General features: G+C 71.1%; 15 protein-coding genes. 13 read left to right on the forward strand and 2 right to left on the reverse strand.

From position 1 onward, the window contains the following. Window positions 1-5: 5 nt before the first annotated feature. The 9 genes from ACZ5PB_RS18280 (at window position 6) to ACZ5PB_RS18320 (ending at window position 17,298) form a co-directional block, all read left to right on the forward strand. Window positions 6-1,091, forward strand: a complete 1,086-nt coding sequence (locus tag ACZ5PB_RS18280; protein WP_468692290.1) for a hypothetical protein — start codon at window positions 6-8, stop codon at window positions 1,089-1,091. 271 nt (window positions 1,092-1,362) lie between these two features. Further along, on the forward strand, window positions 1,363-2,145 hold the full coding sequence (locus ACZ5PB_RS18285) for a 2OG-Fe(II)-dependent halogenase WelO5 family protein (RefSeq protein WP_468692291.1): 783 nt from the start codon (window positions 1,363-1,365) through the stop codon (window positions 2,143-2,145). A 97-nt stretch (window positions 2,146-2,242) separates the two neighbouring features. Continuing rightward, the gene (locus ACZ5PB_RS18290) at window positions 2,243-10,609 is read left to right on the forward strand and encodes an amino acid adenylation domain-containing protein (RefSeq protein WP_468692293.1); all 8,367 of its coding nucleotides are present in this window, start codon (window positions 2,243-2,245) and stop codon (window positions 10,607-10,609) included. A 70-nt stretch (window positions 10,610-10,679) separates the two neighbouring features. Continuing rightward, complete coding sequence (locus tag ACZ5PB_RS18295) at window positions 10,680-12,281, forward strand: MFS transporter (RefSeq protein WP_468692295.1); 1,602 nt, start codon at window positions 10,680-10,682, stop codon at window positions 12,279-12,281. Further along, on the forward strand, window positions 12,278-13,174 hold the full coding sequence (locus ACZ5PB_RS18300) for an amino acid ABC transporter permease (protein ID WP_468692297.1): 897 nt from the start codon (window positions 12,278-12,280) through the stop codon (window positions 13,172-13,174). The genes ACZ5PB_RS18295 and ACZ5PB_RS18300 overlap by 4 nt, the downstream gene beginning before the upstream one ends. Before the next feature lie 11 nt (window positions 13,175-13,185). Continuing rightward, window positions 13,186-13,983, forward strand: coding sequence for an amino acid ABC transporter ATP-binding protein (locus tag ACZ5PB_RS18305; protein WP_468692678.1), 798 nt, complete (start codon window positions 13,186-13,188; stop codon window positions 13,981-13,983). Further along, window positions 13,980-14,939: an ABC transporter substrate-binding protein gene (locus tag ACZ5PB_RS18310; protein WP_468692299.1), complete on the forward strand. Its 960-nt coding sequence runs from the start codon at window positions 13,980-13,982 to the stop codon at window positions 14,937-14,939. The genes ACZ5PB_RS18305 and ACZ5PB_RS18310 overlap by 4 nt, the downstream gene beginning before the upstream one ends. Further along, the gene (locus ACZ5PB_RS18315; protein WP_468692300.1) at window positions 14,936-16,309 is read left to right on the forward strand and encodes an MFS transporter; all 1,374 of its coding nucleotides are present in this window, start codon (window positions 14,936-14,938) and stop codon (window positions 16,307-16,309) included. Before ACZ5PB_RS18310 ends, ACZ5PB_RS18315 begins: the two co-directional genes overlap by 4 nt. Before the next feature lie 41 nt (window positions 16,310-16,350). Then, window positions 16,351-17,298 carry a cyclase family protein gene (locus tag ACZ5PB_RS18320; protein ID WP_468692301.1) on the forward strand — a complete coding sequence of 316 codons (948 nt, stop codon included), beginning with the start codon at window positions 16,351-16,353 and terminating at the stop codon, window positions 17,296-17,298. Between the two features lie 84 nt (window positions 17,299-17,382). Here ACZ5PB_RS18320 and ACZ5PB_RS18325 read toward each other — a convergent pair whose 3' ends face one another. After that, on the reverse strand, window positions 17,383-18,471 hold the full coding sequence (locus ACZ5PB_RS18325) for a WD40/YVTN/BNR-like repeat-containing protein (protein WP_468692303.1): 1,089 nt from the start codon (window positions 18,469-18,471) through the stop codon (window positions 17,383-17,385). 304 nt (window positions 18,472-18,775) lie between these two features. Between ACZ5PB_RS18325 and ACZ5PB_RS18330 the strand changes: the two genes are divergently transcribed. From ACZ5PB_RS18330 to ACZ5PB_RS18340, 3 genes are all read left to right on the forward strand, one after another. Next, the gene (locus ACZ5PB_RS18330; protein WP_468692680.1) at window positions 18,776-19,540 is read left to right on the forward strand and encodes a class II aldolase/adducin family protein; all 765 of its coding nucleotides are present in this window, start codon (window positions 18,776-18,778) and stop codon (window positions 19,538-19,540) included. Between the two features lie 154 nt (window positions 19,541-19,694). Further along, window positions 19,695-20,627, forward strand: coding sequence for a bile acid:sodium symporter family protein (locus tag ACZ5PB_RS18335; RefSeq protein WP_468692304.1), 933 nt, complete (start codon window positions 19,695-19,697; stop codon window positions 20,625-20,627). Next, a complete protein-coding gene (locus tag ACZ5PB_RS18340) occupies window positions 20,624-22,597 on the forward strand; it encodes a neutral/alkaline non-lysosomal ceramidase N-terminal domain-containing protein (RefSeq protein ID WP_468692306.1) in 1,974 nt (657 codons plus the stop codon). The genes ACZ5PB_RS18335 and ACZ5PB_RS18340 overlap by 4 nt, the downstream gene beginning before the upstream one ends. 37 nt (window positions 22,598-22,634) lie before the next feature. Here ACZ5PB_RS18340 and ACZ5PB_RS18345 read toward each other — a convergent pair whose 3' ends face one another. Further along, window positions 22,635-23,318 (reverse strand): TetR/AcrR family transcriptional regulator, encoded by a 684-nt coding sequence (locus tag ACZ5PB_RS18345; protein WP_468692308.1) that lies wholly within the window; start codon window positions 23,316-23,318, stop codon window positions 22,635-22,637. A gap of 241 nt (window positions 23,319-23,559) precedes the next feature. Here ACZ5PB_RS18345 and ACZ5PB_RS18350 point away from each other — a divergent pair, with 241 nt between their 5' ends. Continuing rightward, complete coding sequence (locus tag ACZ5PB_RS18350) at window positions 23,560-24,957, forward strand: MFS transporter (protein WP_468692310.1); 1,398 nt, start codon at window positions 23,560-23,562, stop codon at window positions 24,955-24,957. Window positions 24,958-24,970: the final 13 nt, after the last annotated feature.

A 24,970-nucleotide genomic window follows, 5' to 3' on the forward strand; every position in this document is an offset into this window, starting at 1 on the left:
CGACCGTGCCGCTCGAACCCAGCGCGCCCGGCCTCACTCCGCTGGTCAAGGACTCGTGCAGCTCGGCCCGGCTGGTCGAGGACGCCTCCGAGACCAACGCGGACGACTCGACCCTGGAACAGCTGGGGCGCGAGCTGAGCGCCATCTCCAGCTCCTATCTGCACGTACCGCCTGGCTCGCTGGTCTACCGCGCGGTGATGCTGCGGGACCGGCTGGGGCGGTTGCTCCAGGGGCGGCAGAAACCGGCGCAGCGCCGCGTGCTCCTCTCTTTGGGCGCCAAGTCCTGCGCCCTGCTGGCCTGGATGTCGGACGACCTCGGCGACGGCCACGCCGCGTACAACCAGGCGCTCGCCGCCTGGGACCTCGCGGACCTCGCCGACGACAACGAGGCGCGGCGCTGGGTGCGCGTGGTGCAGGCCCGGCAGTCCTACTGGTCGCGGAATTTCGTCGAGTCGGCCGAGCACGCCGTCGACGGGACGACCTGGCCCTCCAGGGACGGGCTCGACGTCTTCCTCAAGCTGATGGCCGCCAGGTCCTGGGCGGCGGCCGGTTTCGCCGACCGGGCGGTGGAGGCGCTGCGCGAGTGGGAGAGCGCGGGGGAGGGCGACGCCGTCAGCAACTGCATCGGCCTCTTCTCGCTCCAGTACGACAGACAGCGCTACCTCGCCGGAGCCACCCTGCTGACGCTGAACGAACCCGAGTGGGCGCTGCGCGAGTTGACCTCGGCGCTCGACTGGGCCGAGCGGCTCCCGGCGGGCCAGAGCTTCTACGCGGTGGACGTGCTGGCCAGGGTCGACCTGATGCGGGCCAGGCTCCGGCTGAACAACTGGGAAGGCGCCCGCGAGGTCCTGGAGCCGGTGTTCGCTCTGGAGCCGGAGAAGCTGATCAACATGGTCATGCTGACCCTGCGCAACGCGGCGGCCGAACTGCGCCGCTACGCGGCCGGCGGCGGCGCGGGGGCCGCCCTGTGCACCGGTGACGATGCGGACCGCGCGGCCGGGACCGCCGCCGTCCGTGAAATCGCGGACAGGATCGACGACTTCCTCGGCTCCGTGCTCGAAGTGTCCCGGCTGGCGCACCTGGAGGGCTGAGCGCACACGCGCCAGCGACAGGCACCACCGACAGGCACCACCGATACGGGCACCCGCTCTCCAGAGCGGGTGCCCGATTTTCGTACGCGCGTCCCTGTCGCGTGTGACCCCAGCCGCCCCAGGGGTGCGCTCACCAGCGGTGCGGCTGGTCAAGTTGACCAATCTGACTGCCATTTCACGAAGTTGACCCCTGAATCACTTTCCCGTTGACCGTGCCTGCCTATTGACTGCTTGAGGTGCTTCAACCGGTCGCGTAGGAGAGCGGAGAATCATGGATCGGGTTCTGCTGACGACAAAGGACGACTTCTCGCACGAGCACATCCTCGCGGTGGCCAAGAAGGAATACTTCGCCGTACTGGTGAAGAACTGGTGCAGCCCGGAGAGCCTGAAGCGGATACAGGACGAACTCTCCTCCTATCGTGCACGCGAACAATCCACCGTCGACGGCGACTTCTGGCGCATCGGGTTCCCCTATTCCGAGATAACCGACGAGACGACACGACGCAAGTACCACGACGAGGCACTCCCGGCGATGGCCAGGCTGCGGAGCATATTCGCTCCCTTCGCCTCCCCCGAGGACGAACTCCGGCTGGCGCTGGACGAGCGCTGGAAAGCCGGTGCGGAACTCATGCGGGTGAACGGCGAGAAGTGCTTCGTCGGAGTGTGCCGTTTCCAGGGGAACAACGTGGACCTCGTACCGCACAGCGACCGGGTGGAACGGTTCCTGCCCGAGGGATACCAAGCCCATTTGCAGGCGCAGCTCTCCACCAACATTTACGTGAACATTCCCGAAGTGGGCGGTGAACTCGAAATGTGGGACATCGAGCTCGACGAGGAGGAGTACCAGCGCCGGGTGGGCGACCGCGCCTACGGAATCGACCGCGCCGAACTCCCCGAACCCACCGTGGTGGTGAAGCCCGAGCCGGGCGACCTGGCGCTGCTGAACCCCCGGCTGATCCACGCCGTACGGCCGTCGGAGGACGCCACCCGCATCACGATAGGCAGCTTCATCGGCTACCTCGGTGAGGACCGGCCGCTCGTCTACTGGAGCTGACCCCAGCCCCCAGGAACCCCAACGCCACATCCCCAGCGCACCGCCGCACCGGCGGTGCGCGGCCTCGCCACGCCGATTTCAGGGACGGGAAATGCGAATGACCGCTCAAGACGCGCAAGAAGCACGTTTCAGTCTTTCGCGTGCCCAGCACGAGGCGTGGCTGGCGCACCAACTCAACCCCGGAGGGCACGGCCTGCGCATCGGCGAGTACACGGAGCTCGAAGGTGCCCTCGACATCCGCCTCTTCGAGTCGGCGCTCCGGGAAGCGGTCGCCGAGGCGGAGCCGCTCCACGTCAGGTTCACGGAAGGCGGGGAAGGCGAGGAGGGTGTCGGCGGGATCCTCCGGCGGTGGGACGACGCCGACTGGACCCTCCCCGTCGTCGACCTCCGTGCCGAGCCCGATCCGCTCCGCGCGGCCCGTGCCTGGATGCGGGCGGACCTTGACCGGACGCTGGACCTCGCTCAGCAGCCCCCGTTCTCCTTCGCGTTGCTGCTCGTCGGACCGGCCAGGGCCCTCTTGTACCAGGGGCCGCACCGCCTCGTCATGGACGAGTGGGCCATGTCGCTCCTCGCCGCCAGGGTGGCCGAGCTGTACGCGCGCGCCACGGGCCACGAGGCGTCTCCCACGCCGTTCGGCCCGCTGCGCACGCTCGTCGACAGCGACCACGAGTACCGGAACTCTCCGGCCTCGGACGCCGACCGGCGCTACTGGCGCGACCGGTTGGCGGGCCTGCCCGAACCCGTACGGCCGCCAGAGGCTGCCTCGGATCCCGAAGAGCCCTGGTACATCGGCACGTTCGAGGTGTCCGGCGACGACGCGGTCGACCTGGTGACCGCCGCCCTGGCCTGCTATCTGCACCGGCTCACCGGCAGCGGCGACCTCGTGGTCGGCCTGTCCCTGCCCGCGCGCTCCGGCGCAGCGCTCGACCGCGTGCCCGGTCCCGCCGCCAACATCCTGCCGCTCCGGCTGTCCCTGCGGCCCGGCGCGACCCTGGCCGGTCTCGTACGACAGGTGTCCGAGCGGTCCGCCGAAGCCCGCGCACACCAGCGTTACCGGGGTGAGGACATCGCCCGCGACCTCTCGCTGCGAGGCGGATCAGGAGAGTTCACCGGAGCGACCGTCCGCTGCGCCCCGGACGCGGCCCCCGCGCGTTTCGGACCGCTCAAGGCGACGGCCCACCAGGTGCCCGGGCGAGACCGCGCCGAACTGGCCGTCGTGGTCCGGCCGTTCGCCGACGGGGCGTCGGCACTGGTCGAACTGACCTCGGCCGGGGGCCGCGCCGCCGTCGACGCACACGTGGACCGGCTCCGCCGAATCGTCCGGGCCCTCACCTCCCCTGACGCGGCGTCTGTCGCGCCGGCGGACGTCGACCTGCTGGCCGAGGGTGAGCGGGACCGGTTGCTGGTGGGGTGGAACGGGCCGGTGGTTCCGGCGCCGGAGGAGTCGGTCGTGGATCGTTTCCGGGCGCAGGCGTCGCGGGTGCCCGGTGGGGATGCGGTGGTGTTCGGTGATCGGCGGGTTTCGTACGGGGAGTTGGACGCGGCATCGGAGCGTCTCGCGGGGTTGTTGGTGGCGCGTGGTGTGGGGCCGGAGTCCGTGGTGGGGTTGGTGTTGCCGCGTTCGGTCGACATGGTGATCGCCGTACTCGCCGTACTGAAGGCGGGTGGGGCGTACCTGCCGGTGGACCCGGACTACCCCGCCGAGCGCGTCGCGTACCTGCTGGACGACGCGGCCCCCGCTCTCGTCCTCTCCGCCACCGGCCCCGCCCAGCAGTGCGGTGCGCACCCGCACGAGTGGCTGAACCTGGACGACCCCGACACGCTCTCCGAACTTGACGCGATTCATAGTGGGTTGGCGCGCACGCAGCGCGCTATACGGCCACAGGATCCCGCGTACGTCATCTACACCTCCGGTTCCTCCGGCCGTCCCAAGGGAGTCGTCGTCCCGCACGCGGGGCTGCCCAACCTGATCACCGCCCAGGCGGAACGGCTCGACGTTGGCCCGGACAGCCGCGTGCTGCAGTTCGCGTCACCCAGCTTCGACGCCTCCGTGTCCGACATGTTCGTGGCCCTCTGCTCGGGGGCGACGCTGGTCGTCGCACCGGTGGAGCGGCTGCTGCCTGGGCCGGCGCTGACCGAGACCGTACGGCGGTACGGGGTGACGCACCTGAAGCTGCCGCCGACCGCGCTCGCCGCAGTTCCGCCGGACGGCCTCCCGGCCGGACTCACCCTGTCCGTCGCCGGTGAGCCGAGCACGAAGAGCCTCCTCGCCCCGTGGGCCGAGGGCCGTCGGCTCGTCAACATCTACGGCCCCACCGAGGCGACCGTGTGCGCCACCATGAGCGACGACCTCGGCGGCGAAGGAACTGGTGCCGACGGTTGGGACAGTTGGGAGGTGCCGCCGATCGGTCGGCCGTTGCCCAACACCCGTGCGTACGTGCTGGATTCGGAGCTGTCGTTGGTGCCGGTGGGGGTTCCCGGTGAGCTCTACCTGGCGGGGGTGGGGCTGGCTCGTGGCTATCTGGGGCGGCCCGGGCTGACGGCCGAGCGCTTCCTGCCGGATCCGTTCGGTGACGGCGAGCGGATGTACCGCACCGGTGACCTGGTCCGCTGGACCGCCGAAGGGACCCTCGAATACCTGGGCCGTGGGGACGATCAGGTCAAGGTGCGTGGCTTCCGGATCGAGCTGGGTGAGGTCGAGAGTGCGCTCGCCGCAGCTCCCGGTGTGGCCCGTGCCGTCGTCGCGCCGCGCGTCGACGCCTCCGGGGCCCAGCAGCTCATCGGCTACGTCGTACCGAACACGAACACGACCCTGGACCCGACCGCCGTGCGCGACGGGCTGCGCGGCCGACTGCCCGAATTCATGGTGCCCGCCGCAGTGCTCGTCCTGGACGAGCTGCCGCTGACGCCCAACGGCAAGCTCGACCGGCGCGCCCTGCCCGCCCCCGTGTTCGGTGGTGCGTCGGGCGGCCCCAGGACGCCCGTGGAGGAAGTCGTCGCCGGGCTGTTCGGGCAGGTGCTCGGACTGGACGACGTGAGCGTCGACGAGAGCTTCTTCGACCTGGGCGGGCACTCCCTCACCGCCACCCGGCTCGCCGCGCGGATCCGCTCCGTCTTCGGCCTCGAACTCGGCCTCAGGGAACTCTTCGAGGCGCCCACCGTGGCGGCACTCGCCCGGCGCCTGTCCGGGGCCCGGACCGCGAGGCCCGCACTGCGCGGCGGCGCGCGCCCCGACGTGCTGCCGCTGTCGTTCGCGCAGGCCCGGCTCTGGTTCCTGTACCGCGTGGAGGGCCCGTCCCCGACGTACAACATCTCCTCCGCGATCCGGCTCTCCGGCGAACTCGACGTGCGGGCCCTCACCGCCGCGCTGGGTGACGTCGTCGAACGGCACGAGAGCCTGCGCACCGTGTTCCCCGACGTGGACGGCGTGCCGCGCCAGGAGATCCGTACCGGCGAAGCCGCCCGCCCCGAGGTCACCGTCCGCACCGTGCGCGAGCAGGACCTCGACGCCAGGATGCGCGAGGCGTCCCGCCACGCCTTCCGGCTCGACGAGGAACTCCCCGTACGAGGCTGGCTGTACGAGATCGAAGGGGATGAACCGCAGTACGTCTTTCTCCTGATGCTGCATCACATCACCGGCGACGGTTGGTCGATGGGGAAGCTGTGGCGCGACCTCGCGACGGCGTACACCGCCCGCCGGGCCGGGAACGCACCCGACTGGGCCCCGCTGCCCGTCCAGTACGCCGACTACGCGCTCTGGCAGCGCGAACTCCTCGGCGACCCGCAGGACCACAACAGCCTCACCTCACAACAAGTCAACTACTGGCGCGAACAGTTGGCGGGACTTCCCGACCGCATCGACCTGCCCACCGACCGGCCGCACCCGGCCGTCATGTCGCACAGGGGAGAGACCTTCACCGTACGGTTCGACTCCGAACTGCACGCCAAACTCGCTGAGTTGGCCCGAGCGTCGGACGCGAGCCTGTTCATGGTGGTGCACGCCGGACTCGCCGCCCTACTGTCCCGGCTCGGCGCGGGGGACGACGTTCCGGTCGGAGGGCCCACGGCGGGCCGGCTGGACGAGGCGTTGGACGACCTGGTCGGCTTCTTCGTCAACACCATGGTGCTGCGTGCCGACACCTCGGGCCGGCCCTCGTTCCGCGAACTGGTGGCACGGGTCCGCGAGACGGACCTCGACGCCTTCGCCCACCAGGACGTTCCCTTCGAGCGGGTCGTGGAAGCCGTCAACCCGACCCGCTCGCTCGCCCACCACCCGCTCTTCCAGGTCAGCCTGGCCTGGCAGATCACCCGGGGCGAGCTGACCATGCCCGGCCTCGACGTGACCCCGCTGCCGGTCGACAACGGCACCTCGAAGTTCGACCTGGTGCTGCACTTCTTCGAGCACCGCACCGAGGACGGCGACCCTCAGGGACTCGAAGGACACATCGAGTTCAACCTGGACGTCTTCGACCGGGAGACCGCCGAGTCGATCTCCGACCGCCTCGAACAACTGCTGCGCGCCGCCGTCGACGCCCCCGACCTCCCCCTCGACCGGATCGACCTGCTGGCCGACGGTGAGCGGGAGTGGTTGCTGGTGGGGTGGAACGGGCCGGTGGTTCCGGCGCCGGAGGAGTCGGTGGTGGATCGTTTCCGGGCGCAGGCGCTTCGGGTGCCGGGTGCGGATGCGGTGGTGTTCGGTGATCGGCGGGTGTCGTACGGGGAGTTGGACGCTGCGTCGGAGCGTCTTGCGGGGTTGTTGGTGGCGCGTGGTGTGGGGCCGGAGTCCGTGGTGGGGCTGGTGTTGCCGCGTTCGGTCGACATGGTGATCGCCGTACTCGCCGTACTGAAGGCGGGTGGGGCGTATCTTCCGGTGGACCCGGACTACCCGGCCGAACGCGTCGCGTACGTACTGGGCGACGCGGCTCCCGCCCTGGTGCTCTCCACCACGGGGACCGCCGATCGCTTCGACGAACTCAGCGCGTCCTGGACCCTGTTGGACGATCCGGACACCGCGACCCAGCGGCCTCACGTACGCCCCGACCGGCCCGCCGTACATCCCGAGCAGCCCGCGTACGTCATCTACACCTCCGGCTCCACGGGCCGCCCCAAGGGTGTGGTCCTGCCGCACCGGGCGCTCGACAACCTCCTCGCCGCGCTGTCGGACCGGTTCGCCCTGGGCGAGGACGACCGCTGGCTGGCGATCACCACCTTCGCCTTCGACATCGCGACGGTCGAGCTACTGCTGCCGCTGACCAGCGGCATCGCCCTGGTCCTGGCCGACCGCGACACCGTACGCGACCCGCAGGCCCTGGCGAAGGAGATCACCTCGCACGACGTGACACACCTCCAGGCCACTCCCTCCCTCTGGAAGACCCTGGTGAGCGAGGCCCCCACCAGCCTCACCGGGCTCACCGGGCTGACCGGCGGCGAGGCGCTGCCCAGGGAGCTCGCCGAGGACCTCTGCACCCTCGGCGTACGGCTGAGCAACCTCTACGGGCCGACCGAGACCACCATCTACTCCACGGGCGGCGAGGTCAGCCCCGGCAGCCCGGTCACCATCGGTCGGCCGTTGCCCAACACCCGTGCGTACGTGCTGGATTCGGAGCTTTCGCTGGTGCCGGTGGGGGTTCCCGGTGAGCTCTACCTGGCGGGGGTGGGGCTGGCCCGTGGCTATCTGGGCCGTCCTGGGCTGACGGCCGAGCGCTTCCTGCCGGATCCGTTCGGTGACGGTGAGCGGATGTACCGCACCGGTGACCTCGTGCGCTGGACCGCCGAGGGCACGATCGAATACCTGGGGCGTGGCGATGACCAGGTCAAGGTGCGTGGGTTCCGCATCGAGCTCGGCGAGGTCGAGAGTGCGCTCGCCGCCTCCCCCGGTGTGGCCCGTGCTGTCGTCGCGCCGCGCGTCGACGCCTCCGGGGCCCAGCAGCTCATCGGCTACGTCGTACCGGCCAAGGACACCGAGGCGGAGGACGAACTGCGCGCCCGGCAGCTCGGCGACTGGGAGCAGATCTGGAACGACGTCTACCGGGCGGCGGACACCAACACCCTCGGCGCGGACTTCTCCGGCTGGAACTCCAGCTACGACGAAGCCCCCATCCCGCTGGACGAGATGACCGAATGGCTGGACCGCACCGTCGGGGCCATCGCCGAGCTGCGTCCTCGCCGGATCCTGGAGATCGGCGTCGGCAGCGGCCTGCTGCTGTCCCGGCTGGCGGGGGAGTGCGACGAGTACTGGGGCACGGACCTCTCGAAGGAGGTCGTCGGCGCGCTGGGCGCCAAGGTCGCTGCCGACCCCGCGCTCCGCGACCGGGTACGGCTGCGCACCGCGCCCGCCGACGACCTCTCCGCGCTGCCGAGGGGGCACTTCGACACCGTCGTCCTGAACTCCGTCGTCCAGTACTTCCCCAGCGGCGCCTACCTCGCCGAGGTCCTGCGCGACGTGACGTCCCTGCTCGCACCGGGCGGCACCGTCTTCGTCGGCGACGTACGCAACCTGCGTCTGGCCCGCACCTTCCACGGGGCGACCCAGCTGCACCGCCTCACCGACGCGACGGAACCGGCCCGCGCACGCCACGCGGTCGAACAGCGGGCCCTGCGGGAGAACGAACTGCTGGTCGCCCCCGAGTTCTTCGCCGCCCTCAGCCACGACGTGCCGGAGTTCGCCGCCGCCGGCATCACCCTCAAGCGGGGCTGGTACGACAACGAGCTGTCCCGCTACCGCTACGACGTCGTCCTGCACACCGCCGCCCCACCCTCGGTACCGGCCGGGTCGCTGCCCGTGCTGCGCTGGGGCCACGACGTGGGGTCCGCGGAAGAGCTGGCGCGGCGGCTGCGTGCGCTGCCGTCGGCCGTGCGGGTCACCGGAGTGCCCAACCGGCGGCTGGCGGCGGACGTCCGTGCCGTACGGATGCTGGAAGAGGGACGCCCGACGGGCGACGCCCGCCACGCCCTCGCCGCCGGGCCGCCTGCCGGCACGGTGGCGCCGGAGAGCCTGCACCTGCTGGGCGAGGGGCTCGGGCGGCCGGTGCGGACACTGTGGTCACCGGAGGGCGACGACCTGTTCGACGCGGTCTTCCTGGCGGCGGGCACCGCCTCGGACCTGGCAGCGGGCACCGCCCCGGACGGGCCGGGTGCGCCCGTGGTCGCGCCTGTGGTCGTGACCGTCGCGCGCCCCGTCGGAGACCGGGCCTCCTTCAGCAACAGCCCCGCCGCCTCCCGTGACGTGGGGACGCTCGGCGCCGCCGCCCGGGAGTTCACCCGGCGACGGCTCCCCGACTACATGGTTCCGGCGGCGGTGGTGGTGCTCGACACCATGCCCATGACCTCCAACGGCAAGGTCGACCGCAAGGCGCTGCCCGCCCCCGTGTTCCACACCGGAGGCGAATCCCGGCGGCCGCGCACCCTGGTGGAGGACGTGCTGACGGGCCTGTTCGCGGAGGTGCTCGGGCTGCCCTCGGTCGGTGTGGAGGACAACTTCTTCGACCTGGGCGGACACTCGCTGCTGGCCACCCGGCTGGTGGAGAAGGTGCGCTCGGCGTTCGGTGCGGAGCTCGGCGTACGAGCGCTGTTCGAGGCGCCGACCCCTGCCGGGCTCGCCCGCCGGGTCGGCTCCGACGACGAGGGCGACGGGCTGGACGTGCTGTTCCCGCTCCGTGCCAAGGGCGAACTGCCGCCGCTCTTCTGCGTCCACCCACTGGGCGGCCTCGGCTGGTCCTACGCCGGGCTGCTGCCGTACGTCGACCGCCGCAGGCCGGTGTACGCGCTCCAGGCCCGGGGCGTCACCGAGCCCGGGGCCCGTCCCGCCTCGATCGCGGAGATCGCGGCGGACTACCTCGCGCAGATCCGCACGGTCCAGCCCGCCGGTCCCTACCGCCTGCTGGGCTGGTCCTTCGGAGGCATCGTCGCGCACACCATGGCCGCCCAACTCGAAGCGGCGGGCGAGCGCGTGGACCTCCTCGCGGTGGTCGACATCGGCCCCTCCGTACGCGACAGGGACGCCGAGCCCATCGACCGCGACGTGCTGCGGCTGCTGTGCGAGGCGGTCGGCGTGGACGCGACGGAACTCCCGGCAGGGGTGACCGGTCCCGAGGGCGTCGCGGAGGCGGTCCAGGCGGGTGGCGCGCCGGCCGGAGTACTGCCCGCGCAGCGCGAACTCCGTGCCCTCGTGGACGTCATACGCCACCACTACCGGCTGCGGCAGGAGTTCGAGCCGAGCAGGTACGCCGGGGACCTGCTGCTGTTCCGGTCGGTGCCGGACGGACCGGTGGCGGGCGGAGTGCCGGAGGTCAGGCCGCTCGACCGGGAGTGGGAACCGTACGTCGGCGGCCGCATCGTGCAGCACGACGTGCACCGGCCGCACGGCGAGTTGATGCGGCCGCAGGCGCTCAAGGCGATCGGGCCGGTCCTCGCGGAGGCGCTGGACCCGCTCGACGCGCCCGGCCCGTCGGCGCCGCCCGTGTGAACGGCAGCGGCGCACAAGCCAACGACAACAGGAAACGAGAGAACAACCGTGTGTGTGGGAATGGGGCGGCGTGATCACTGAGACCAACCGGAAATGGTGGGTGCTGGTCGGCGTCAGCACCCTGAGCTTCTTGGGCTGTATCGATCTCACGATCGTGAACACGGCCGCGCCGGCCATCCGCGAGGAGCTGGACGCGGACGTCGCGCAGCTCCAGCTGATCGTCAACATCTTCATCGTGGCGCTGTCCATGTTCATGGTGACGGCGGGCAGGCTCTCCGACCTGTTCGGCAGGCGCCGGGTGCTCTACGCGGGGGCGGCCCTGTTCGGTCTCGCGTCGCTCGGCGCGGGACTGGCCTCGGAGATCGAGTGGCTGATCGCCTTCCGCTTCCTCCAGGGCGCGGCCTGTTCGGTGCTCTACACCAGCTCCAGCACCATCGTCGCGGACGCCTTCCCCGAGGAGCAGCGGGGCCGGGCCATCGGCGCGCTGTTCGGCGTCAACGGCGTCGGTCTCGCGGTCGGGCCGATGCTCGGCGGATTCATCGTGGGCTGGCTGGACTGGCACTGGGTGTTCTGGATCAACGTGCCGCTGACCGCCCTCGCGCTGCTGATCTGCGCGTTCAGCGTCCGTGAGTCGCGCGGCGGCGAGGACGGGGCGCGGATCGACTGGCCGGGGCTGGTCCTGGTCGGGCTCGCGCTGTCCGGGCTGATCTTCGGCCTGACCTTCAACGACACCTTCGGGTGGGGGTCCTGGCAGGTGCTCGGCCCGCTCGCCGTCGGGGTCGTCGCGCTGGTGCTGTTCGTGCTGGTGGAGCGGAAGGCGGAGTTCCCGATCATCCGCTTCGAACTGTTCCGCAACCGGCTGTTCGTCAGCGCCCTGTCGGCGGACTTCGCGCTGGCGTTCTTCTACACCCTCGCCCTGTTCCTGATGCCGTTGTACCTGAGCTGGGTGCGGGGCTACGGCGAACTCACCATCGGGCTGATGATGCTGCCGACCACGGCGACGATGGCGATCGCCTCGCCGTTCGTGGGGCGGCTCGTCGAGCGGGTCGGGCCGAGGCCGCTGCTGTCGCTGGGCTTCGTGGCGTTCGCACTGTCGGCGTTCTGCCAGTCGCTGCTGGAGCCCGACAGCAACCTCGGCTTCGTCGTCTTCTCGTTCGCGCTGATGGGCGTCGGCTGGGCGCTCGTCCTGGGCCCGGCCGCGGTGGCCGCGCTCTCGTCGGTGCCCGACCGGATGGCCGGGCTCGCCGTCGGCTCCACCTGGACCTTCCACAACTTCGGCGGGGCGGTCGGTCTCGCCCTGGGCATGACGGTCTACCGCTCGTCCGCCGAGGGCACGCTGGTGGACGACCTCACCGCGCGGGGCGTGGAGACCGGCCCGTGGACCAAGGAGGCCGTCACCAACCCCGACGCGGCGGTGGACCTGCTGAAGGAGCACGGCTCGGTGACCGGCAAGGACGCCGACACCCTGCTCAACTCCCTCTTCACGGCGGGCGAACAGGCCGCGATGTGGCTGCTGGTCGGCACCTCACTGGCCGCACTGCTGGTCATCCTGCTGCTGGGCCGCGCCGGGCGGGGCAAGGATGCGGGGGCTGTTGCCGAGGTACCTCGGCAGACGGCGGACGCGGGGGCCGACGCCGCGCCCGGGGCAGAGCCAGATGTGAGGGCGCGATGAGCGGCGGGCTGGGCACCCGCACCCCGCCGCGGACCCAGGAGGTCCCCGAACCGGTCGTCCCGCTGCGGCACTACGGACGCTGGGTGGCCGTGGCGGCGGCCCTGCTGGTCCTCTTCGTGGTGGGCCGGTCGGTGGTCACCAACCGCAACTTCGACTGGCCCGTGGTGTGGCGGTACTTCACCGCCCAGAGCGTGCTGGACGGGCTCGTCCTCACGCTGTGGCTGACCGCCGTGACGGTCGTCATCGGCTTCCTGCTGGGCGCGGTGCTCGCGACCATGCGGCTCTCCCGCAACCCGGTGCTCGCCTCGCTGAGCTGGGGGTACGTCTGGCTCTTCCGCTCCACACCGCTCCTCGTACAGCTGCTGTTCTGGTTCAACATCGGTGCGCTCTACCCGACGCTGACGTTCGGACTGCCCTTCGGCGGGCCCGCGTTGCCCACCGTCGACATGGTCAATCTGATCGGCCCCACGGCAGCCGCGCTCATCGGACTGACACTGCACGAGGCCGCGTACGCCGCGGAGATCATCCGGGGCGGCCTGCTCTCCGTGGAGCACGGTCAGACGGAGGCCGCCCAGGCGCTCGGCCTGGGCAGGTTCCGTACGTTCCGCAGGATCGTGCTGCCGCAGGCGATGCGGTCGATCATCCCGGCCGCCGGAAACATGCTGATCGGCACGTTGAAGGGGACCTCCATGGTGAGCGTCCTGGCCGTCGAGGACCTCCTCTACGCCACCCAGCTCATCTACAACCGCAACTACCAGATCATCCCGCTGCTGGTGGTCGCCACCCTCTGGTACGTCGTCGTGACGAGCGTGCTGTCCGCCGTCCAGTACTACGTGGAACGCCACTACGCCCGGGGCAGCGTCCGCCGGGCGTCCGTGAAGGAGGCCCGGTGAACGAGTCCGGCATGGCCCGGTCCGACACGGTCCGGGTGCGCGGCCTGACCAAGCGTTACGGCACCGCCCCGGTGCTGAACGGCATCGACCTGGACGTACGGCGCGGCGAGGTCACCTGTGTCATCGGCCCCTCGGGCTCCGGCAAGAGCACCTTGCTGCGCTGCCTGAACCAACTGGAGCGGATCGAGGCCGGCACCGTCGAGATCGACGGACGGCTGATCGGCCACCGGCGCCGCAACGGCAAGCTCCACGAACTCAAGGAGTCCGCCGTCGCCCGCCACCGGGCCGACATCGGCATGGTGTTCCAGAACTTCAACCTGTTCCCGCACATGACGGTGCTGGAGAACCTGGCCGAAGCCCCGACGGCGGTGCGCAGGTCGCCCCGGGAGGACGCCGTACGCACCGCGGGCGAACTGCTGGCGCGGGTCGGCCTCGCCGGGCGGCAGGACGCGTATCCGCGCGAGCTCTCCGGCGGCCAGCAGCAGCGCGTCGCCATCGCCCGGGCCCTGGCGATGCAACCGAAGCTGATGCTCTTCGACGAGCCCACCAGCGCCCTCGACCCGGAACTGGTCGGCGAGGTCCTGGACGTGATGCGCGACCTCGCCGCCAGCGGGATGACCATGGTCGTCGTCACCCACGAGATGGCGTTCGCCCGGCAGGCCGCCGACACGGTCGTCTTCCTGGACGCCGGAGCGGTCGTCGAGAGCGGGCCGCCCGAGCAGGTGCTCGGCGATCCGCGCGAAGCCAGGACCAGGGAGTTCCTGTCCCGCGTCCTGGAGCACGCCCCTGCGGACCGGGAGGGCGGATGAGCAGGGTGCGCTCCTGGCGGGCCGGTGCCCATATCCGTATCCGTATCCGTATCCGTGCCCGTGTGGCGCTCGCGCTGGGCGCCCTGCTGACGGCGACCGCGTGCGGCACCTCCGGATCCCGGCTGCCCGGCGAGGTCGACCCCTCGCAGGACGTGGTGTCCCAGGTCCGGCGCGTCGCCGCCATCGCGGCCCAACTCCCCCCGGAAATCCGCGAGTCCGGACGCATCAAGGTCGCCACCGCCGCCAAGGGGAGCGCGCCGGTCCGCTACTACACGGAGGACACCGAGGAACTGGTCGGTGTCGAGATCGACCTGCAGAAGGCGGTGGGCAAGGTGCTCGGGGTGCGGATGGAGAGCGAGGAAGCCACCTTCGACCAGATCATCCCGGCGATCCGGTCCGGCCGTTACGACATCGGGCAGGGCAACTTCGGGGTGACCGAGGAACGCAAGAAGCAGAGCGACTTCGTCACGTACTACGACGACGGATTCGGCTTCCTGGTGCGCTCCCAGCGCAAACAGCCGCCGGTCCGGCAGGTGTCCGACCTCTGCGGACTGCGCATCGGCACCAACGCGGGCACCAGCTTCGAGGAGCTGCTGCACAACAACGCGGCCAAGTGCGCGGCGCAGGGCAAGGAGGACTACCGCGTCGCCGTCTACCGGGGCACCGCCGACAGCATGCTGGCCCTGTCCCAGAACAAGATGGACGTCCTGGTCCTGTCCAGCGTCTTCCTCCAGTACGCCGCCGAACGCCAGCCGCACCGGCTCACCTACGTCAACAAGATCTACAACGAGCACATCGGCTTCCTGCTGAAGGCCGGCTCCCCGCTGACGAAGGCCGTCCACCTCGCCACCCAGCAGCTCATGGACAGCGGCGCGTACCAGAGGATCATGCGCAAGTGGGGGCTGGAATCGTCGATGATCACCACCTCCCTCGTGAACCCGCCGGGGCTGACATGACCCGCCGGAACGCGAAGGTCTCCGACCCCGTGCTGCCAGATTCCGCTTCCGCTTCCGACTCCTGTTCCGACTCCGGTTCCGGCTCTCCGCGTGCCGGGCAGGACCGCCGAGTGGTGCGCAGGTCGCTCTTCGCCAGCGTCGTGGGCAACGCGCTGGAGTGGTACGACTGGAACGTCTACGCGGTCTTCGCCACCTTCCTCGCGGCAGCGCTCTTCGACGGTTCCGACCCGCTGTCGGCGATGCTCAGTACGTTCGCCGTGTTCGCGGTCGGCTTCGTCACCCGCCCGCTCGGCGGCATCCTGTTCGGCGCGCTGGCCGACCGGATCGGGCGGCGGGCGGTACTCGTCGCGACGATGCTCCTGACGGCGGCGAGCAGCCTGGTCGTCGGCCTGGTGCCGGACTACGACAGCATTGGCGTCTGGTCCTCGGTGATCCTGCTCCTCGCCCGGCTCGCCCAGGGCCTCGGGCACGGCGGCGAGTCCGCGGCGGCCTTCGCGTACGTGTCGGAACTGGCGCCGCCCGCCCGGCGCGGCCTCTGGTCGAGCTCGGTCTTCACCGGGGTGTCCGCGGGCACGCTGCTGGCCACCGGCCTGGGCGCGGCCCTGACGGCGGCGCTCCCCGCGCAGGCCCTCGCCTCGTGGGGGTGGCGGGTGCCCTTCGTGGTCGGCGGGCTGCTCGGCGTCTTCGCCCTCTACCTGCGCCGCGCCGCCGTGGAGACCGAGGTGTTCGAAGGGCGGTCGGACGGCGGCACCGGGGCGGCCGAGCGGGCGGCCTGGCCGAGGCGCAGGCTGATCGGCGCCGGGCTCCGCATCGTGATCATCACCGCGAGCATCGGCGTCATGTACTACTCCTGGATCGTCTTCGGCGTCGGCAACGCCGTGACCCGGCACGGGATGCCCGCGGACCAGGCCTTCACGGCGGGATTCCTGGCCCAGTTCATCGGCCTGTTGAGCCTGCCGTTCTGGGGCCGCCTCTCCGACCGCTACGGGCGCAGGCCCCTGGCGCTCGGCTACGCGTTGGGCAGTGCCGTGCTGGCCTTCCCGATCACGCTGATGGTCGGATCCGAGCCGCGGTCGCTGTTCGCCTCGGAACTGGTGGCCATCCTGCTCTGGGCCATGATGGCCGCCATCTACCCCGCCCTGGTCTCGGAGATGCTCCCGACCAGCTTCCGCAGCAGGGGGATAGGCATGGCGACGTCGCTGGCGAACACCGTGTTCGGCGGCAGCGCGCCCTACCTCGGACAACTGCTGCAGAACGCCGGCCTGCCCTGGCTCTTCACCCTGTACGTCACCGTGCTGTGCCTGCTGAGCGCGGTCGCGGCGCTGACGATGCGGGAAACCCGGGGCATCGATCTGGCCGGCCTGAAGTGACCCGGCTCCACGGGAGCCCCGTACCACCGAAAGGTCTGCTCATGACTGACCCCGCCACCACCGCTGACAGGGAAGTGCCTGATGTACGCGCGCTGGGAGCCCGGCTCAGCAACTGGGGCCGCTGGGGCGCGGACGACGAACGCGGAACCACCAACCTGATCACCCCCGAGCACATCGTCGAGGCGGCCAAACTGGTCCGCACCGGTGAGGTGTTCGACCTGGGCATCCCCCTCGATGCCGAAGGACCGCAGCCCGGCGGGTTCCGCGTCAACCCGATCCGGCTGATGTCGGAGAGCGGCCAGGAGCAGGACCTGCCCGGCGGCCTCACCTGGGCGGACGACTACGTCTTCATGCCGCTCCAGTCCGGCAGCCAGTACGACGCACTCGCCCACATCCACTACGACGGCCGGCTCTACAACGGCCACCCCAGCCGGGACGTCACCAGCAAGGGCGCCCAGCGCTGCGGCATCCACACCCAGGCCAGGGGCATCACCGGCCGTGGCGTACTGCTCGACATCGCCGGGCTGAACGGCGTCGACTGGCTGCCCGGCGGCCACGTGATCACCCCGGCCGACCTGGAGGAGGCCGAACGGGCCCACGGCGTCACGGTGGGCCGGGGCGACATCCTGCTGCTGCGCACCGGCTGGTGGCGGAAGTTCACCACCGACCGCGACGCCACGGCGTTCATGGACACCGAGCCGGGCCTCGGCCTGGCCTGCGCCCAGTGGCTGCGCGAGCGGGACGTCGCGGTGGTCGGTGCGGACAACCACGCCATCGAGGTGGTGCCGGGGGAGAACAAGGCGGGCATGTTCGAACTGCACATGGTGCTGATCCGGGACATGGGCGTCACCCTCGCGGAGATTCTCGACCTGGAGGGCCTCGCGGCGTCCTGCGCGGCCGACGGCAGGTACGAGTTCCTCTACGCGGGGTCGCCCCTGAAGTTCACCCGCGCGGTGGGCTCGCCGATCAACCCCCTGGCCATCAAGTAGCGCACCGGGCCTTCACGTAGCCCACCGGGAAACCGGCCCGTCCGGCGGCGACTTCCGTACGCGGAAAGCCGCCGCCGCGACGGCTCAGCCGATCACCGCCGCCCTTACGCACAGCACGTCCGGCAGGTGCGAGGCGAGCTGCTGCCAGTTGTCGCCGTCGTCGTCGCTCGCGAACACCTCGCCGTTGCGGTTGCCGAAGTAGACGCCCGCCGGGTCGTTGTCGTCCGTGCACAGGGCGTCGCGCAGCACCGTGCCGAAGTGCTCCTCCTGCGGCAGGCCCGCCGACAGGGGCTGCCAGCTCTTGCCCGCGTCCGAGGTCCGGTAGACGCGGCACTTGCGGTCGGCGGGCACCCGGTCGGAGTCCGCGGTGATCGGGAAGACGTACGCGGTGTCCCCCCGGTGCGGGTGCGCCGCCATCGAGAAGCCGAAGGTCGAGGGCAGGCCCTCGCCGATGTCCGTCCAGTGGGTTCCCCCGTTGTCGCTGCGGAAGACTCCCCAGTGGTTCTGCAGGTACAGCCGGTCGGGGTCGGCGCAGTCCTGGGCGACCTTGTGCACGCACTGGCCGAACTCCGGGTTCGGGTCCGGCAGGAAGACCGCCGACACCCCCTTGTTCGCCGGGGCCCAGCTCGCCCCGCCGTCCCGGGACCGGAACACCCCGGCCGTCGACACCGCCACCAGCACCGAGTCCGCGTCGCGCGGATCGGTCACCACGGTGTGCACCGCCTCACCGCCCCCGCCGGGTTCCCACTGGGAGCGCGTCGGATGCTCCCACAGCGGCCTGACCAGCTCGAAGGTCTCGCCCCTGTCCTCGGAGCGGTACAGCGCGGCGGGCTCCGTCCCCGCGTACACCACACCGGGGGCGGAAGGGCCCGCCGGATGGAGCTGCCACACCCGCTCCAGTGAAGCCCCGGTGTCCTTCGGGAACTTGACGGACGGTTTGTCGGGCTCCGTCCACGTCGCGCCGAGGTCGTCGGAGTGGAACACCGAGGGGCCCCAGTGTGCGCTGTCCCCGCCGACCAGCAGCCGGGGCGCGGGACCGCTCCGGTCGATCCCCACCGCGTACACCGCCTGCGCGTTGAAATGGGGTCCGTCGAACTCCCACTCCCCGCCGCCGCGCCTGCGGCCGAGGAAGAGTCCCTTGCGTGTGCCTACAGCGAGCAGTACGTCGGACATGGCCGACACCTCCCAGACGTCGTTGTCTCCAGGTATCGGCCAGTCTGCACCCCACCACTGACAATGGCCCCGGCAGCAGGCATTCGCCCAGGTCAGGGCGGTAAGCCGGGATTATCCAAGCGGTCTTCCGCAGTGCTCGCCCGCGTTCCCCGTCGAATTCCTTGACAGCCCCCGCACCCTTGGAAACCATCCAGTCGGTACGCCGAATTCGCCGACCCGGCAATTCGCCGCTTCGCCGAGCCGAAGAGAGTCAGCCGTGACGTCACCCACCATGGACCAGGTCATCGCCGCCGCAGCGGGCCCCATGCCGCCCGGTGCCTCCGTCCCGACGCCCCCGGTCTTCGACACCGTCGAGCAGGAGCGGCAGTACCGCAAGGAGCAACTCGCCGCCGGATTCCGGTTGTTCGGCAAATTCGGCTTCTCGGAGGGCGTGGCGGGACACATCACCGTCCGCGACCCCGAGCACCCCGACCGCTTCTGGGTGAACCCGTTCGGCATGGCGTTCGGCCTGATCAAGGCCTCCGATCTGATCCTGGTCGACCACGCGGGCAAACTCCTGCACGGCAACCGCCCCGTCAACCGGGCCGCGTTCGTCATCCACGCCGCCGTCCACCAGGCCCGCCCCGACGCCATCGCCGCCGCGCACTCGCACTCCCTGCACGGCAAGGCCTTCTCCAGCCTCGGCATCCCGCTGGACCCGATCACCCAGGACGCCTGCGCGTTCTTCGAGGACCACGGCCTCTACAGCGACTACCGGGGCGTGGTCAGCGACGCCGAGGAGGGCGAGCGGATCGGCAAGGCCCTCGCCTCGTACAAGGCGGTCATCCTCCAGAACCACGGCCTGCTGACCGTCGGCGGCACCGTCGCCGAGGCCGTCTGGTGGTTCATCACCATGGAACGTTCCTGCCAGGCCCAACTCCTCGCGATGGCCGCGGGCACCCCGAAGCACATCGACCGCGAGACCGCGCTGATCACGCGCGGCCAGCTCGGCGGCTCCTTCGCGGGCTGGTTCCAGGCCCAGCCGCTGCTCGACCAGATCACCGCCTCCGACCCCGACCTCTTCGACTGACAGGCTCGTACGCCCGCACCCGTACGCCCGCACCCGTACGCCCGCACCCGTACGTCCGCTCCTACGCCCCCGCCATGACGCGTACGCCGGTCACCGACCGGAACGCGGTTCCACCGCCAGGTACTCCGGACCGCCAGAGCAGGGACTCGCCGCCATGGGCTTCGCCGCCATAGCACTGCCGTTCGCGCTAGCCGTCATCATGCTGGGACTCGGGCTCGGGCTCACCCCCGCCGACTTCCGGCGGGTGCTCGCCCATCCCAGGGCCACCGTCGTGGCCCTGGTCTGCCAGGTGCTGCTGCTTCCCGCGGTCTGCTTCGGCCTGGTGCTCGCCTTCGACCTGTCACCGGTCCTGGCGACCGGGATGATGCTGGTCGCCGCCTCGCCCGGCGGCACCACGGCCAACCTCTTCAGCCACCTCTACGGCGGCGACGTGGCCCTCAACATCACGCTCACCGCCGTGAACTCGGTGATCTCCGTGATCACCCTGCCCCTGGTGTTCAACTTCTCCGCCCAGTACTTCCTGGGCGACGACAGCGCGCTGGGGCTCCAGTTCGGCAAGACCCTCCAGGTCTTCGCGGTCGTGCTGATCCCGGTCGTGATCGGGATGTACGTCAGGGCGCGCGCCCCGCGCTTCGCCGAGCGCGCCGACCGGCCGGTCAAGATCGCTTCGGTGGTCGTGCTGGTACTGATCATCGTCGGGGCGGCGTCCCAGGAACTCGACAACCTGGGCACCTACCTCGGCCAGGTCGGCCCCGTCTCGGCCGCGCTGCTGGTGTGCAGCCTGTCCATCGGCTACTGGGCGCCCCGGCTGTTCCGGGTGGAGCGCCGCCAGGCCGTCGCCTCCTGCATGGAGATCGGCCTGCACAACACCACCCTGGCCATCACCATCTCCCTCGGCATCCTCGGAAGCAGTGAAATGGCCGTCCCCGGGGCCACCTACGGGGTATTGATGTTCTTCGCGGCGGCCGCGGCGGGGTATCTCCTCCAGCGCTCCGCACCGAAGGCCCCCACCGCACCCGCCACGCCCACCTCGTCCACCACACCCGTTCCACCCGTACCACCCGCATCGGAGAGCGAGCGCACATGAGTCACCTGGCCGGCCGGGGCATCGCCGACATCACCGGGGAGGCCGCCGAGTGCGGAATGCTCGGTTACGGCAAGGCCGAGCAGCAGACCACCGGCATCCACACGCGCCTGCGCGCGCGTGCCTTCGCCCTGGCGGAAGGCAATACCGGGGGAACCGCCGACGGCGTGGCCGGGGGCGGCCGCCGTCTGCTGCTGGTGATCTGCGACCTGCCCTTGATATCCGGCGGGCTCGTCCAGGAGGTGGTGGGGCGGCTGCCGGACGGCTGGAGCGAGTCCAATGTGATGATCACCGCCACCCACACCCACTGCGGCCCCGGCGGCTACTTCCACCACGCGCTCTACAACAGCAACACCGGCGGCTTCCGCCCCAAGACCTTCGCCGCGATCGTCGACGGCATCACCCAGGCCGCCCTCGCCGCCCTCGACGACCTCGCCCCCGCCGCGCTCTCCCTCGCCCACGGCGAACTCCACGACACCAGCGCCAACCGCTCCCGCCGCGCCTTCGACCGCAACCCCGAACGCGACCGCGCGTACTTCCCCCAGGCCGTCGACCCGCACACCACCCTGCTGCGGATCGAGCGCGAGGGCCAACTGGCAGGCGCGGTGCACTGGTTCCCCGTGCACAACACCAGCATGACCAACACCAACACCCTCATCACCGGCGACAACAAGGGGTACGCCGCCTACACATGGGAACGACTGGAGGCCGGCGCCGACTATCTGGCGGCCGAACCCCCGCCCCTGATCACCGCGTTCGCCCAGACCAACGCCGGTGACATGTCCCCGAACCTCAATCTCCGCCCGGGCAGCGGGCCCACCGAGGACGAGTACGAGAACACCCGCATCACCGGCTCCCGGCAGCAGCGGTCGGCCACCGAACTCCTCGACACGGCCACCCCGCTGACCGGTCCCCTCGACCACCGGATCACCCACATCGACCTCTCCCGTACCGAGGTCGGCCCCGAGTTCACCGGCGACGGCCGCGCCCACCGCACCGGCAGGCCGGTCGGCGGCGCGGCGGCCCTCGCGGGGGCCTGGGCCGACGGCAAGGGCTTCGCCGGATTCCGGGAGGGCCGCAACCCTGTCTGGGACGCCCTCTCCCAGCGGGTGATCTACGCACTCTCGCCCGCCCTGCGCGCCGCCCACGCCCCCAAGGCCCTGGTCCTGCCCGCGGGCCCGCTCAACCGGCTGCGGCCCATGGTCCAGGAGCGCGTTCCCGTCCAGCTCCTGCGCGTCGGCCGGCTCTACCTCCTCGGCATCCCCGGCGAGGTCACCATCGTCGCGGGCCTGCGACTGCGCCGTACGGTCGCCGGAATCGTTGGCGCGGACCTCGACGACGTACTCGTCGCGAGCTACAGCAACGGCTACTTCCACTACGTCACCACGCCCGAGGAGTACGAGGCCCAGGAGTACGAGGGCGGCAGCACGCTCTTCGGCAAGTGGCAGCTCCCGGCGCTGTGCCAGACGGCCGCGACCCTGGCCACCGCGATGCGCGAGGGCCGGCCCGTCCGCCGGGGCACCCCCGAACCGCTGCCCGAGGCCCGGATCGCCAAGCGCACCCCGGCCCCCGACGAACCGCACGAGGGCCGCGCCTACGGCGACGTACTCTCCTTCGCCCGCATCGGCGAACGCGTCACCGCCACCTTCGTCGCCGCCCACCCCGGCAACGACCTGCGCAGGGGCGGCACTTACCTCACCGTGGAACGCCGTAACGAGCCCGGGGGAGCGGGCAGCGACAACGACAGCGACAGCACCTGGACCCGGGTCGCCGACGACGGCGACTGGTCGACCACCTTCCGCTGGGCCCGCACCGGCCGCACCACCTCGACGGCCACCGTCACCTGGACGATTCCCGACGGCCCGCACGGTCCGTACGGACCGGTGCCCGGCACCTACCGCCTGCGCTATCACGGGGACAGCGCCACCGGCGGCCCCTTCAGCGGTGCGACGGAGCCCTTCACCGTCGGGTGACCGGGACGGCTCCGCGGAACGACCGGGACCGCCCGGATCAGCTCCGCCCGTTCGCCGCGACGGCCCGCGCCAGCAGCCCGTCGACGAACGCGCGGAGCCCTTCGGCGTAGGTGTCCCGCGCCGCCACCACGGCCCACTGCTCGTAGACACCCGCCAGCCGCGGCACCTGCGAGGCGTCGAAACCGGTGCGGTAGACGGGGAGTTTCCCGTCCGGCTTCCGGTGCGGGGAGCGGGCGCGGACGAGGAGTTCGCCCACGGTGAAGTACCAGATGTTGCGGAAGAACTCGATCGACTGCTCGGGCGTGCAGCCGTAGTCCTGCGCCCCCGCCAGGATCACTTCGACCATCGACAGCGCCGACTCGTCGAGCAGTCCGAGGAAGCCGTCGGCCGTGAGGATCTCCACCGCCCAGGGCCACTCCGCGAGGACGTCGCGCGTGATGAGGGCGGCGACGAGGATGCGTTCGCGCGGATCGTCGGGCAGTTCGGGGTACTCGACCCGGCCGAGGTAGTCGTTGAGCAGGAGGACCAGCAGGTCGTCCTTGTTCCGGATGTGGTGGTACAGGGTCGTCGCCCCGATGCCCACCTCGGTGGCCAGCCGGCGGATGGTGAGTTTCTCCCAGCCGTCCCGGTCGATGAGCCGGCGGGCCGCGACCAGGATCTGCGCACGTGAGGTCAGGGGCGGGCGGCCGGTTCGGCCCTGCGATGCGGGTGCGGGGGACATGGCCCCATCATGCCGCCCCGGGCTTGCCCGCCCCGTGAAGGGTGTCGATTTCCGCCTTCCCGTATTCACAGCGCCCTGCCGTGATGCTACTTTCGGAACATGTTCCGAAAGTCGGGACGTGAAGCGGGGACGGAGTCATGCCATGGCCAACAGGGCTATTCGCGCGGGGAGTTCGGGCGAGAGGCGAAAGGAGCAACGGGGATCACAGGCGGGCCGCGGTCCCGGACTCACGCTCGCCGTGGTGGCCGTCGTCCAGTTCATGGTGTCGCTGGACCTGTCGGTCGTGAACGTGGGACTTCCGCAGATCGCGGCGGGCCTCGGCTTCAGCGCGGTGGGACTGACCTGGGTGATCCACGCGTACGCCCTCACCTTCGGCGGGCTGCTCCTGCTGGGCGGCAAGGCGGCCGACACCTACGGCCGCAAGCGGGTGCTGCTGTTCGGCCTCGGGCTGTTCGGCCTCGCCTCGCTCCTGGGCGGCTTCGCCCAGGAACCCGGCCATCTGGTCGCCGCCCGCGCGGCCCAGGGCGTCGGCGCCGCGATCCTGGCCCCGGCCGCACTGGCCCTGCTGGCCTCGGCCTACCCCAGCGGAAAGGCCCGGGTGAAGGCCTTCGGGGTGTGGAGCGCGACGAACGCCGCCGGAGCCGCGTTCGGCGTCCTGATCGGCGGAGTGCTCACCGAGTACGCGAGCTGGCGGTGGGTGATGTTCGTGAACGTACCGATGGCGGCAGGCGCGCTGCTCATGGCCCGGCGGGGCATCGCGGCCGGGCCTTCGGCGGCCCGTGGCGGGCGGCCGGACGTGCTCGGCGGGGTGCTGGTCACCGCGGGCATGACCCTGCTGGTGTTCGGAGTGGTGCGCACCGACCAGTACGCGTGGACCTCGCCCGTCACTCTGGTGACCCTGGCCCTCGCCGTCGCGCTGCTCGCCGCTTTCCTCCAGGTGGAGCGGACCACCACCCGTGAACCGCTGGTCAGGCTCGGCCTGTTCGCCAACCGCGCGGTGGTCGGCGCCAACGCCTTCAACCTCCTCGTCGGCGCGGCACTGGCCTCGTCCTTCTACTTCATGTCCCTCTACCTCCAGCGGGTACTCGGCGCGGGCCCGGCGGCGAGCGGCGTGATGTTCCTGCCGATGGCCCTCGGAGTGATCGGGGGCTCCGTCCTCGCCATCAAGCTGGGCTACCGGTTCCCGCCCCGGGTCCTGCTGGCCGGCGGCGGCGTCCTGACCGCGCTCGCGCTGGCCTGGTTCGGCACGATCACCCCGGACGGCACCTTCCTCGTGGACGTCCTGGGCCCCTCGCTGCTCGGCGGCATCGGCTTCGGGCTCTGCCTGGGGCCGGTCGTCTCCCTCGCGACCGCCGGTGTCGCGGCCCACGAGGCGGGCATGGCCTCGGGGCTGCTGGGCAGTTCACGCCAGCTCGGCGCCGCGCTCGGCCTCGCGGCCCTGGGCTCGGCGGCCCAGCAGCGCACCGGCACGAGCACGGCGCCCGACGCCCTGAGCGCGGGTTACGCGTTCGCCTTCACCCTCGGTGCCGCGCTCCTGGTCGCCGCCGTCCTCATCGCGCTGACCGTCCTGCGCAGGACCGCCGCGCCCACCCCGGCGGAGCGGCCCCGCGAGGAGGAACGGCTCGCCGTCAAGGACTGACCGCCGAGGGCCC

The sequence above is a fragment of the Streptomyces sp. NPDC032721 genome (assembly GCF_055579625.1).